The organism is Microcoleus sp. PH2017_34_RAT_O_A (assembly GCF_020737885.1).
Taxonomy (GTDB): Bacteria; Cyanobacteriota; Cyanobacteriia; order Cyanobacteriales; family Microcoleaceae; genus Microcoleus.
The window spans coordinates 1-12,212 of the sequence record NZ_JAEQDD010000070.1; the positions used below are offsets into that span (position 1 = coordinate 1).

General features: G+C 46.8%; 13 protein-coding genes, 1 tRNA gene, 1 pseudogene and 1 other annotated feature. Of the genes and pseudogenes, 10 read left to right on the top strand and 5 right to left on the bottom strand.

Annotation, left to right across the window (positions count from 1 at the left end):
• Nucleotides 1-490: transposase (locus JGK11_RS21660; protein WP_293212818.1), on the top strand; the 490-nt coding region annotated here is incomplete at its 5' end.
• 130 nt (nucleotides 491-620) lie between these two features.
• Here the strand turns inward: JGK11_RS21660 and JGK11_RS21665 are convergent.
• The 3 genes from JGK11_RS21665 to JGK11_RS21675 form a co-directional block, all read right to left on the bottom strand.
• Nucleotides 621-809, bottom strand: coding sequence for a hypothetical protein (locus tag JGK11_RS21665; RefSeq protein ID WP_293186754.1), 189 nt, complete (start codon nucleotides 807-809; stop codon nucleotides 621-623).
• Nucleotides 810-858: 49 nt separating this feature from the next.
• A complete protein-coding gene (locus JGK11_RS21670; RefSeq protein ID WP_293212820.1) occupies nucleotides 859-2,622 on the bottom strand; it encodes an EamA family transporter in 1,764 nt (587 codons plus the stop codon).
• A gap of 1,045 nt (nucleotides 2,623-3,667) precedes the next feature.
• On the bottom strand, nucleotides 3,668-5,056 hold the full coding sequence (locus JGK11_RS21675) for an inorganic phosphate transporter (RefSeq protein ID WP_293212822.1): 1,389 nt from the start codon (nucleotides 5,054-5,056) through the stop codon (nucleotides 3,668-3,670).
• A gap of 67 nt (nucleotides 5,057-5,123) precedes the next feature.
• Between JGK11_RS21675 and rplS the strand changes: the two genes are divergently transcribed.
• From rplS to rplL, 9 genes are all read left to right on the top strand, one after another.
• Nucleotides 5,124-5,510, top strand: coding sequence for a 50S ribosomal protein L19 (gene rplS / locus JGK11_RS21680; protein WP_293186751.1), 387 nt, complete (start codon nucleotides 5,124-5,126; stop codon nucleotides 5,508-5,510).
• A 134-nt stretch (nucleotides 5,511-5,644) separates the two neighbouring features.
• Nucleotides 5,645-5,717, top strand: a tRNA-Trp gene (locus JGK11_RS21685).
• Nucleotides 5,688-5,897 carry a hypothetical protein gene (locus tag JGK11_RS21690; protein ID WP_293186750.1) on the top strand — a complete coding sequence of 70 codons (210 nt, stop codon included), beginning with the start codon at nucleotides 5,688-5,690 and terminating at the stop codon, nucleotides 5,895-5,897. The genes JGK11_RS21685 and JGK11_RS21690 overlap by 30 nt, the downstream gene beginning before the upstream one ends.
• Nucleotides 5,898-6,049: 152 nt before the next feature.
• Nucleotides 6,050-6,283: a preprotein translocase subunit SecE gene (secE, locus tag JGK11_RS21695; RefSeq protein WP_293128199.1), complete on the top strand. Its 234-nt coding sequence runs from the start codon at nucleotides 6,050-6,052 to the stop codon at nucleotides 6,281-6,283.
• Nucleotides 6,280-6,918 (top strand): transcription termination/antitermination protein NusG, encoded by a 639-nt coding sequence (gene nusG, locus JGK11_RS21700; RefSeq protein ID WP_293186749.1) that lies wholly within the window; start codon nucleotides 6,280-6,282, stop codon nucleotides 6,916-6,918. The genes secE and nusG overlap by 4 nt, the downstream gene beginning before the upstream one ends.
• Before the next feature lie 3 nt (nucleotides 6,919-6,921).
• A complete protein-coding gene (rplK, locus tag JGK11_RS21705; protein ID WP_006635588.1) occupies nucleotides 6,922-7,347 on the top strand; it encodes a 50S ribosomal protein L11 in 426 nt (141 codons plus the stop codon).
• Between the two features lie 292 nt (nucleotides 7,348-7,639).
• Nucleotides 7,640-8,353, top strand: a complete 714-nt coding sequence (gene rplA, locus JGK11_RS21710) for a 50S ribosomal protein L1 (RefSeq protein WP_293186747.1) — start codon at nucleotides 7,640-7,642, stop codon at nucleotides 8,351-8,353.
• A gap of 109 nt (nucleotides 8,354-8,462) precedes the next feature.
• Nucleotides 8,463-8,634, top strand: a sequence feature (ribosomal protein L10 leader region).
• Between the two features lie 29 nt (nucleotides 8,635-8,663).
• Nucleotides 8,664-9,248, top strand: a complete 585-nt coding sequence (rplJ, locus tag JGK11_RS21715) for a 50S ribosomal protein L10 (protein ID WP_293186746.1) — start codon at nucleotides 8,664-8,666, stop codon at nucleotides 9,246-9,248.
• 118 nt (nucleotides 9,249-9,366) lie between these two features.
• A complete protein-coding gene (rplL, locus tag JGK11_RS21720; RefSeq protein ID WP_293186745.1) occupies nucleotides 9,367-9,753 on the top strand; it encodes a 50S ribosomal protein L7/L12 in 387 nt (128 codons plus the stop codon).
• A 206-nt stretch (nucleotides 9,754-9,959) separates the two neighbouring features.
• On the opposite strand, the gene crtD is transcribed toward rplL, so the two are convergent.
• Together crtD and JGK11_RS21730 are read right to left on the bottom strand one after the other, a co-directional pair.
• Nucleotides 9,960-11,549 carry a C-3',4' desaturase CrtD gene (gene crtD, locus JGK11_RS21725; RefSeq protein ID WP_293212824.1) on the bottom strand — a complete coding sequence of 530 codons (1,590 nt, stop codon included), beginning with the start codon at nucleotides 11,547-11,549 and terminating at the stop codon, nucleotides 9,960-9,962.
• Between the two features lie 179 nt (nucleotides 11,550-11,728).
• Nucleotides 11,729-12,212 (bottom strand): annotated as a pseudogene (locus JGK11_RS21730) (CopG family transcriptional regulator); the annotation flags it as partial.

Sequence of the window (12,212 nt, forward strand, 5' to 3'; positions counted from 1 at the left end):
GAAATCCGTTGAATTTGGGGCAAAACTGTCAGCCAGTTGTCGAAATGGGTACGTATTTTTAGACCGAATTAGTTGGGATAACTTCAACGAATCAGGAGAATTAAAAATACAAGTAGAAGCATTTAAACAATTCACCGGATTTTACCCTGAATCAATTCATGTAGATCGGATATATCGAACAGAAGAAAATAGAGTTTGGTGCAAAGAACTCGGCATCAGAATGAGCGGTGTCCGTCTAGGAAGACCTCCCAAAAATCTGAGCAAATCAATAAAAAAACAAGCTCAATCAGACGAGAGAATTCGTAACTTAATTGAGGGAAAGTTTGGAGAAGCTAAAAGAAGATTCAGCCTCGATAGAGTGATGGCTAAACTTAATAATACTTCTGAAACAAGTATCGCTATAACTTTTCTGGTGATGAATCTTTCTGCCAGGGTACGGCAGGCTTTTTGGCTTTTTTTCTGTCTATTTCATAACAAAAACCTTTTTTGATGTTTTTTGGCTTAAATTATTGGTAAAAGCTATGTTTCGCCAGAACAAGATTGATAAAACTTATATTGTCGAGGCGATCTCAAATTCACTCATCTTTCTAAATGCTGTTTTCTGACTTTTTCAGCAAGCCCTAATTAGTAATCAAAATGGGATGACTCGCATTCCCCGCTACAAACACTTTATAAAACAAGTTCGTAGTGAGGAATTTATTCCTCAAAATCCTAGGACTAAAGTCCTCACTACCAACAGCAGTTTTTACCAGAAAGAATTGGTTTAAAGGCTCTTCCTTGTAGGGAGAAATTAAAATCAGACGATTCATTACTCCAATCCTCTTCCTTCCTTTGTCAACTATCAACTGTCAACTGAACTTAAGTAGCCTTTTTCTGAGGAGCTACCATGCGTTCTACACTCATCGCAGCCACGCTCAATGTCACCACAGCCATGCCGAGAATTGCTACAGGCTGCAACTTTTCATTGATAATTATAAACCCGAAGAGTGCTGTCATCGCCGGGCCCAAAGTGCCAATTACTGACGCTAAGGCCGCCCCCGCGAACCGGATGGCAAAATTGTTCAAAAGATAGCTAAATAGTGTCAGTACGCCTAAAATAACGCCTCCCACAATCAAACCAGGCCAAACATTTTGGTCGATTTTCGGAGCCAGATTCTCTGACAGCGGTACCCACAAACTCAGGGACGAAAATACAAAAATCGCGCCGAAATTAACTAAACTAAAAGGAATCGGGTGCAGTTTGCCGGCGGCCATTTGAGTTAGCAATACGTAACCTGCAAAGGTAATCCCAGAAGCCAGTGCAGCGGCGACTCCTACCTCGACATTGCCACCGCCAGGAGCTGGCGCAGCAAAACTCGGCGATCCAACTAAAATCAGACCTGCGGTAATCCCCAACATCGCCAAAAAGCCGATCGTACTCGGACGAGCGCCAAACAAGAACCAAGAACCCAGTACGGTGACGATCGGGTAAATAAAGAAAATTGTAATAGCAATCCCCGCCGGAATATTGCCGATCGCCAAATAAATCAAAACCTGAGACAAAAACAGAAAAAATGCGCTTCCTAAAACCTTGCTCCACAAAGATAGATCGCGCGAGTAGAAAAACCGTTTAAGATCTTTCCAGACAGAAGGATACAGAAATGTTGCCAATACTGGCATCAAAGCCATCACCACGATCAGCCGCATCAACAAAATCAACAGAGAATTTCCAAAACCCCGAGTCACCACCCCATCAAGCTCAAACACGCCAAAAATCATCCGAGGATTTCTGCTTTTAATTAGAATTCTCAAACAAACATTAAACAGCGACAATACCACCGCCGAAGACAAAGCCAGAATCAAACCTGCTTGCACTTGAGAAGTGGCTGTTGCGACTGCCGCAGGCGCTGCTGAAGGCTGTGGAAAGGCTTGCCGCGGCGCATCCGCAGGTGTTGGCGGCAAAACTTGCGGGCGGATAGAATTAGTTGCTTCCTCGGGATAGGAATCTTGAGCGTCGAAAGGATTGTCAAGATATTCTTCTTCTACGAGTTCTTCCCGAATGCGGTTGACGAGATTTTGTAGCAGTTCTTCCCCTTGGAGTTCGAGGGTTTTCATGTTGTTGAGCCGCATGGATAGCTCGCTTTCATAGCTGCTCAAATCTTGTTCTAGCATCTGGAAACTGCGATCTATCCGTTCATCGAGCGCCGCCAATAACTCCGAGGCCCGTTCGTCATAGTTGCTAGGGGGCATGGGTATGGGGAATTCGCCGCTGGGAATTGGGCTGCTGAGAGAATGGCCCGAGTTAGCGCTGAGTTCGTTGAACCGCTGCACCAACAAATCCTGCAAATTGTGAGCCAAAATTTGAGCCAACTGCTTCAGCCACAATTGCTGCTGCTGAATGTATCGCCCAGACAGAGATTCCATTTGCTGAGACTGCAATTTGCGATATTGCTCCCGGAGGCCTTCAATATCTTCAATCAGGTGATTTTTTTCAGTTTGCAGCCGAGTAATGTCCTGGTTTAACTGACCTTTGACATTTTCATGCAAAGCGTCCAGTTCCTGCATCACTGAGTTGAGGACTTGTTCTGCTGATTGTGCATCCCCTGCGTCGCCTTTTGGCGAGTATCTGTTCCGGTTCGCCATTAGCCTATAACCTCTAATTTAAACTGCACGAGAGAGTGTTCTTAAGTATTTTGGCTGCATCAGGTCGCAAGTTCTAGTGAGTTGGTCTCAAAGATTGCGGACGCTGTTGAATCTATGGTAGTCGCTGAGCTAGAAATGTTAGAAAATTGCGTGAAGCGAAGCTATCCCGCTCTTAATCGCCCCAAGAACACTTTGTGCAATTAGAAATCATACTACAGCTTGACCTCTGCACCGATTGCTCCGGGTAATTCTCGCCTCTAACTCACCCGCCTCGCCAGCCGGATAACCTCTTCCCCGACAACTAAAGTTGAGGGTAGGGCCGAGACTCCTCACCCCTAAAGGCATAATTTGAGCATTAAATGGCTAGAAACCGGGTTTCTGGGCCCAAGTCTCTCACACACTCTTGCACCCGGATTTTTGATATTAAAATTTCCGATCTTGCGATCGCCAAAGTTTGAAGAGGCGATCGCACCCTCAAAAGCAACCTGTCTCATCAAAAAACTAACACATCCCATTCTCCAAGGGCAACAGATCTGGCATCTAAAAATTCTGACAATTGCTTTACGATAAGAATTTGGTTTAAAGCCCCAAGCGCGATCGGAAGAGCTTAAAATCAGACGATTCATTACTCCAATCTTCTGACTTCCTTTGTCAACTATCAACTATCAACTATCAACTGATTTTCTTTTTCAACCATCAACCATCAACTGTTAACTGAATGAAAAGCGATCGCCAAAGCCTGAATATTTCAGACTAAGCCGAAGTGTTTATTTTTCCGGCATCATTTGCCCAGCAACGCCTGTGGTTTCTAGACTAATACTCACCGTAAAACACTTTATACAATTTAGTAACAGCACTGAGATTCAGTTGAGAAAGCCCTGTGTGGAAGTGCTGGCTTGACAGCTAAAGCATTGTTTGGAGAAGGAAATTATCGCGGTTCTCAAAAAAGTGAGGTATGCCCACGGATGCCTATGCCCTATGCCCTATGCCCTATGCCCAGTCGTACTTCATCTTTCGCTTGAAAGGCTATACACACCTATCGCGTTCATTTAACTAAAATCCATTGGGCGATGCTGAAAATGCTAGCACCCAAACCGGCGGCGATCGGGATTGTCACCACCCAAGCCGAACCAATTGACTGCAAAGTTTTCCAGCGTACCGATTTCCAACCTTTAATCAGCCCGACTCCCACAACTGCACCCACTAAAGCGTGGGATGTGGAAACCGGCAAACCCAAGCGAGATGCTAATAATACTGTGGTAGCTGTGGCTAATTCCGCGCAAAATCCGCCGCTGGGTTGCAGTTGGATGATGTTTTCCCCGACTGTAGCGATCACTTTTTGACCCCAAATGGCTAAACCGATGACGATTCCTGCGCCTCCGAGGACTAAAATCCACAGGGGAACGTTAAAATCTTCTAGGGGAAAGGAGCCTGTGCGCTGGATGTAGGCGATCGCAGCTAAAGGCGCAACGGCATTCCCTACGTCGTTGGAACCGTGTGCAAATGCCACAAAACAAGCGCTCAGCACTTGAAATCTCGCCATCTGTTGCTCGATGGAAGAGTGAGGGAGAGTGGGAGATGGGGAGAGGGGGAGAGTGGGAGATGGGGAGAATATTTCCTCTTGCTTATTCTTTCTATCTGTTACATCCCGCACATTGCTCGCTGCCGAACCTTCTTTCTCTAACTTTTTCCAGCTATTGAGGGAAAGCCCGATCGCAGCAATACTCCCGATAGCAATCGCAATATCGTGAATTGGCAGATTCCAGCCAAGTCGATCGCGCGCGAAGTCGATCGCGCCTGTCTGCACCAAAGCCACATCCACAACAGACGGCAATACAATTATCCCAAATACACTCAGCAGCGCCGCACTCAGCCAAGGTATCCACTCGCGCAGTTGAAATAAAGGATCGGGGCGATCGAGAATCCAATGCTTCACCCCACTATAAAATAGTGCAGCTAAAGCACCGCTGGCAAAAGGTGTCGCCACCCAAGTTAACGAAATCCTGCCGATAGTCGGCCAATCAACCGCATGAATTCCCGCTGCTACCCAGCTAAAACCTGCGATCGCACCTACCACCGCATGAGACGAAGAAACTGGCAAACCTAGACTGGTAGCAATTTGCAGCCACAAGCCACAAGCTGCTAGCACTGACACCATCCCGATCAAAAATACCTGCGGTTTGTCTGCGAACACTTCTGCATTCACAACTCCTGTTGCTAGAGTTTCGGAAACTCCTTGCCCGAACAGCACGGCACCAGCAAACTCTAGTATGCCTGCAACAATTATTGCTTGCCGCAGCGTGAGCGCCTTCGATCCTACCGATGTCCCCATCGAGTTCGCGACATCGTTAGCCCCCAAGTTGGCGGCGACGTACAAAGCTAGTATCGCGATCGCCCCGAGTTGCAGAAATACGACCAAGGAAGTATTTAACATAGAAGTTTTTTGAGATAAAACTGGCAGTTCGATATATGATAGGGGATTGTGAGTTTTGGAAAATTTTATGAAAGGCGCAGCAGAAATAATCCGTTCGATCGAGACGGAAGAAATAAATAGAGTCAAGGTAGAACTAAGCAAAGTTCTACCAGAAATTTACGTAGGCGACACCGTGCGCGTCGGCGTGAGAATTAAAGAGGGCGCGAAAGAACGGGTTCAACCCTACGAAGGGACTGTGATTGCCATGCGTAACGGCGGCATTAATGAAACAATCACTGTGCGCCGCGTGTTTCAAGGCGTCGGCGTGGAACGGGTGTTTTTGATTCACTCGCCCCGCATCGCTACTGTTCAAGTCATGCGCCGCGGTAAAGTCCGTAGAGCAAAACTTTACTACCTGCGCGATCGCGTCGGCAAAGCTACTCGCGTCAAACAGCGGTTCGATCGCTCCCTGTAGGAATGCACCCAGCTTCCTCTTGGAGAGACAGAAAATGGGAAATTGAAAAATTCAAAAAAAAGTTTCCCATTTCCGAGCGCACTGTGTTAAAATAGAAATCTAGAGGTTAAGCGAATTTCAGCAACCTCACCTGTGCGCTCTTAGTTCAGTTGGTAGAACGCAGGTCTCCAAAACCTGATGTCGGGGGTTCAAGTCCTCCAGGGCGCGCTGAATCACCAAAATTTTAATTCTGCCCGAAAGCGCCCGGATAATTGGCTGGAAACAGCCGAAACCGCAGACTTTCGGGTAGAATTAATTTTTGTGGGCGGTTCGCAACAAAGGCCATCAACAAATGCTCGGTGTTGCTTCTCGATCGCCTTTGAGGGCGATCGGCACATACACCGTTAGATGGGTTGAGCTTGTAAAAAAGTGCTGGCTTTGGATTTGAGATTTTGGACTTGGGCGTAAGTGGTTAGTGTCAAAAAATCAGATAGCCGCGAGCCACTCACAAAATCTAAAATCTGAAATCTAAAATCTGAAATCGGAAGGGGGATTCGATCGTGGCGAAAAAAGACGAAGCTCAAGAAACTCAAGAAATGACTGCGCCTGGGTTCGATCCTGCGGGTTTTTTTAAGGAAACTAGAGAAGAACTCGACAAAGTGGTCTGGCCGAGCCGCCAGCAGCTAATTAGCGAGTCTTTGGCCGTGCTTTTGATGGTAATCCTCTCAGCAAGCCTGATCTATTTGGTGGATAACTTCTTTAACTGGGGCGCAGGAAAGGTGTTTGGGCCATGACTTTTGCATCAGAAGAATCTGATTATTCCACAGAAACGACGGGACAGGCAGCATCGCCAGATGTGCCGGAGATTCAGGCTCGCTGGTATGCTGTTCAGGTAGCCTCAGGCTGCGAGAAGCGCGTGAAGGCAAACTTGGATCAGCGGATTCAAACTTTGGATGTTGCCGATCGTATCGTTCAAGTCGAAATTCCGCAAACTCCAGCGATCAAAGTCGGCAAAGACGGTTCCCGGCGCCAGTCAGATGAGAAAATTTTCCCCGGCTACGTACTCATCCGTATGTATATGGACGAGGATACGTGGCAGGTGATTAAAAATACCCCGAATGTAATTAATTTTGTCGGGGCAGAGCAAAAACGCCGCTACGGGCGCGGCAGGGGTCACGTCAAACCGCTACCTCTGAGTCATTCGGAAGTAGAACGGATCTTCAGAAACGCTCAGGAATCAGAACCAGTTGTCAAAGTATCGATGGCGACAGGAGACCACGTTGTGGTACTTTCCGGGCCGTTTAAGGATTTTGAAGGTGATGTGATTGAAGTTAGCCCGGAACGGAACAAGCTCAAAGTTTTACTCTCGATTTTTGGGCGCGATACGCCTGTAGAATTAGAGTTCAATCAGGTTCAGAAACAGAACTAACTAATGGCAAAGAAAGTTGTTGCAGTAATTAAGTTGGCGATTACAGCGGGAAAAGCCAACCCAGCTCCTCCTATCGGCCCAGCCTTGGGTCAGCACGGCGTCAATATTATGATGTTTTGCAAGGAGTACAATGCTAGAACCGCAGACCAAGCAGGTCTCGTGGTTCCGGTAGAAATTTCGGTTTTTGAAGACCGCAGTTTTACGTTTATTCTCAAAACCCCCCCGGCGTCGGTTTTGATTCAAAAGGCTGCTGGTATTGCTAAGGGTTCGGGTGAACCTAATCGCAAGCAAGTAGGGACAATCACACAGGCTCAGTTGCGAGAAATCGCTGAAACTAAGATGCCTGACCTTAATGCTAATGATGTTGAAGCTGCTATGAAAATTGTAGCGGGAACAGCTAAAAACATGGGCGTGGCGATCGCTGATTAAAGTCAGTTGACAGTTGACAGTTGACAGTTGACAGTTGTCAGTTGACTCCGAAAGCAGTTGGCAGTTGGCAGCAATCAATCGTCAGAATCGGAAAAATTTTAGATTGGCAACGATCGGCTGATAAGTTCAATCGAAAATCTAAAATCTAAAATCCAAAATCGCAAGTCGATTCAGGGGGAGAAGCAAAGCTTCGCTAGGAATCGCAAATGTTTTAGATTTGAAATGACCGAAACGGCTCAATTCTTAAATCTAAAATCTCACATCTCAAATCTACTAACCCCAAAAAATAACAATGGCAAAGAAAGTATCGCGAAGATTGCAAGAACTTCAAAAGAAAGTTGAAGAGAGACCTTACCTACCGCTGGAAGCTCTGCAACTTTTGAAAGAAACAGCAACCGCTAAGTTTGGCGAATCTGCTGAAGCTCACATCCGTTTGGGAATTGACCCGAAATATACTGACCAACAGTTGCGGACAACTGTATCGCTGCCAAAAGGAACTGGTCAAGTAGTCAGAATTGCGGTGATTGCTAAGGGCGAAAAAGTTAAAGAAGCTCTGAATGCCGGCGCAGATATTGCTGGTTCTGAAGAGTTGATCGAGGAAATTCAAAAGGGCATGATGGACTTCGATTGTCTGATTGCTACTCCAGATGTGATGCCGTTGGTGGCAAAATTGGGTCGGTTGTTGGGCCCGCGCGGCTTGATGCCTTCTCCAAAAGGCGGCACAGTGACGACTGACATTGCTCGGGCGATCGACGAATTCAAAGGTGGTAAACTAGAATTCCGTGCCGATCGCACAGGCATCGTTCATGTTATGTTTGGCAAGGCAGCTTTCTCAGCGGAAGATTTGCTGGTCAACCTTCATGCTTTGCAAGAAACTGTTGACCGCAACCGTCCTTCTGGTGCGAAAGGTCGCTACTGGCGCAGTTTGTACGTATCCGCAACTATGGGCCCATCGATCGAAGTCGATATCAGTGCTCTGCGCGATACCAAACTTGATGCTGCTTAGCAAGAATTAAGCCGAAGGCAGAAAGTAAAAGACAGCTTCGGCTGTCTGTGTAAATCTCTCACGAGATTTGCTGCATACCCTTGCTAATGTCTGCCGGATGGTGATAGCCTAATCAAAAATCAATAAGCTGAAGACCGCAGGTGCCGAGTGCTTAATTTCCTGCCGAGGCTGAAGAAATAAAAACTCAAGAAAATCAATTAAAAAGTTCTATCTTTTAATTCCTAATTCTTAATTTTTAATTCTCTGCCCCGGCTATAAGGTTGGGGTTTTTGATTGGCAGTTTGAGATCCTAAAAGGAGGTGAAATTAGTATGGGCAAAAGTTTAGCAGTAAAAAATGAGATTATTGCAGACCTCAAGCAAACCTTGAGCGAATCTCAACTGGTAATCGCGATCGACTACAAAGGCTTAACTGTTGCTGAAATCACAGATTTGCGGCGGCGTTTGCGTCCCAAAGGCAGCAGTTGCCAAGTGGCAAAAAACACGCTAATGCGAATTGCTGTTGAAGGCAATGAAACATGGCAGCCGATACAGGAATTGCTGACAGGTACGTCGGCATTTATGTTCGTGCAAGAAGATATTGGCGGCGCGATTAAGGCTTACCAAGAATTCCAAAAAGCTTCCAAGAAGACTGAAGTTCGCGGCGGCGTGATGGAAGGACGGGTGCTGAAACAAGATGATGTTAAGGCATTAGCGGATCTGCCGTCGAAGGAACAACTCATGGCTCAAATTGCTGGCGCTATCAACGGTGTCGCAACCAAGTTGGCTGTGGGTATCAATCAAGTTCCTACTTCGATCGCACGCGGTCTCAAAGCTTATGCTGAAAAAGACGGCGATGCAGCAGAAGCACCAGCAGAAGCAGAAGCACCAGCAGAAGCAGAAAGCGTATCTGCTTAGATAGTTTTGAGTTTTGAATTGTGAGTTTTGAATTGAGAAATCTCGAACTAGAAAATCACAACTGACAACTGACAACTGACAACTGACAATTAATCAAATCGAACTAGGAGTTCAAAAAATGTCTACTGCAACCGACGAAATCTTAGAAAAACTGAAGACTCTGAGCTTGCTCGAAGCTTCTGAATTGGTCAAGCAAATTGAAGAAGCTTTTGGCGTTAGCGCTGCTGCTCCTGTAGGCGGCATGATGATGATGGGCGGCCCTGCTGCTGCTGCTGAAGAAGTAGAAGTACAAACTGAGTTTACTGTCATGTTGGAAGAAGTTCCTGCTGACAAGAAAATCGCAATTCTGAAGGAAGTCCGCGCAATTACCGGTTTGGGTCTGAAGGAAGCGAAAGACTTGGTAGAAGCCGCACCTAAGGCAGTTAAGGAAGCTATTGCTAAGGAAGCTGCTGAAGAATTGAAGAAGCAGCTTGAAGCTGTGGGCGCAAAGATTTCTATCAAGTAGTCATAGAGTCTAGAAAACTCGGCGGTTGAAACCGCGTCTATACAGACAAAACCCGCCTCCGCGGGTTCAAGATTCGGCGGTTTGAACCGCCGTCTTTTTCTTGAGTCCGCGGAGGCGGACATTGTTTTTGTAGACGCGGTTTCAACCGCCCTCTGATCTGATCTTCGTTCGTGTAGACGCGGTTTCAACCGCCCTCTGATCTGCGATCAAAACTCCGCCTCCATCTGCCGCACGACAGTTAAAGCAGAATAGGAAACACCGGCAGTTCCTTCTCCGGGATGGGTGGAGTCGCCGACTAACCAGAGGTTTTTAATTGGCGTGCGGTTGGCAAATCCGAAAGGGCCGAAGGTTGGTATTCGCTGGCCGATGCCGCCGACAACGCCTTTATCTCTCGCTGTGTAGCGGGCAAAGGTGCAAGGTGTTGCTGATTCTTGATGTACAATTTTTTCGGGTGTCAAATTGAAATATTCGCTCAAACGGGCGATCGCACCTTCAGCGTATTTTTGCTTCAATCCTTCATAATCAGCGGAATTCCACCACATTCGAGTATCAGTAAAAGACGAAGCGATAATTGTCGCCATTCCCTGCGGTGCTCGGCCATCGCCCGCATGACTGACGGAAACAAATAACGAATTATTCTCACCAATCTCGCCGTCGTAGTCGTAGAGAAACTGAAGATGCGGCGGACAATTTGCCGGAATTGCGCTTTCATGCACTCCCAAATATATCACAAATGCGCCGGATGCGGGCGGCAATTTATCAACTCGATGTTTGTAGCCTGCCATTTGATTTGGCAGTTGGTTTGTGGTCTCGGAATTATCTGTTAAAGTTTCTAAAACAGGCTCGCTTGACATCAATTTAACTAGATTTTGCGCGGTGACGTTGGCAACAATGCGATCGCAAATTTCTGTCCAAACTTCGCCTGTTTTTTGATTGCGAATCACTGTGCCGGTGGCTTGGCCGTTAGTGGTGACAATACTTTCGACTGTATGCCGCAACAGCACTTTGCCGCCGTAAAGCTCGATCGCACTTACCAGGCGATCGCTCAACACCTGCATACTTCCTTGTAAATGATACAATCCCTGCGGCTCTTGGGAAACTCCTAAAGCCGTCGCCGCGTACAGCAGCGCCGTTTCTTCGGTATCAACTTGGGAATACAATTTTAACTGCAAATCCAGAAAAGTTCTCAAGCGCAAATTGTCGCCCAAACCGCACAAGCGCAAAGCATCTCCCACCGTCATAAAAGTGAAAGGCAAAGTAATTAAAGTATCGGGGCGAACTGCTTGAATTAATTGCCAGAAATCCCAGAAGTTTCTGGGCGGTAAAACTGGATCGCGCCCTTGAAATTTCCAGCTAGCTTGGAACAATGTAGATAATAATTGCCAAAAAGGTTCGCTTCCGGGGAATTGTTTTTGTCTTTCTGACTGCCATTTTTGCGGATCTCGCCACACGCTAATCGGTGTCGTTTCTCCCGGCAAAAATACCGCACAAGCGGGATCGCAGGGTGTGGCGGGGGGAAGTTCGATGTTTAATTCTGAGAAAATTCGGTGGTGAATGCCTCCGGGTTCCAATCCTGCAACCTGCGTGGCGCCGACATCGAAGGTAAAGCCTTTGCGTTTGAAGGTGGAAGCGCATCCTCCGGGGACGATCGCCTGATCTAATACTAATACTTTGTATCCTCTATGGGCGAGCAAGGCTGCTGCTGTCAGCCCGCCGATGCCGGCCCCAATTACTGTGACGCGGCCCTTGCTGTCTGTTGCACTGGATTTGCTTTGAGGCGTGCGATCGGTCATCATAATTTATTTATTGTAATATTTCTTAATATTATGGTCATATTTGGCCATAAAAAGCTCTTGTAGCGACAGGTTCAAATCTATCGCTACAAGAGGAAGGAGGCCGAGTTTAGAGGACGTTTTAGGGGTAAAGTGCTCCGGGCGCACCCGAAACGTTAGACTGTGGCGTGCTGATGAGAAAATCAGGGACGGCGCCACTTGTTGAGATAAGCTTCGCCAATCCCAGCCACAGCTTGCATTTGAACTAGCTGTTCCCGTAAAGCTTTGATTGTTTTTAGCTGTTCTTGAGACTCTTGCTGCAAAGCCTCGTAATTTAGCTGTTTCGCAGCACTTTGGCTTAATTGATCTTTTAGAGAGTGGAACTCGGTGAGTTGAACTTGCAAGTTGCCGATCGCACTTGACTTTTCTGCTAACTCCTGCTGCAAAGCTTCGTAACTTGACTTCGATACAGTTTCCTGCAATTGGCTTTCGAGATTTTGCTTTTCGGTAGCGAATTGCTGCTGTAAAGATGCGATCGCACTTTCTTTTTCGCCCAATTGATGCTGCAAAGATTCCAAATCGCTAGATTTGGAGGCTAGTTGCTGCTGCAATTCGTTAGCCCAATGTTCTTTTTCGCCCAATTGATGCTGCAAAGATTCCAAATCGCTCGACTTGGAGGCTAGTTGC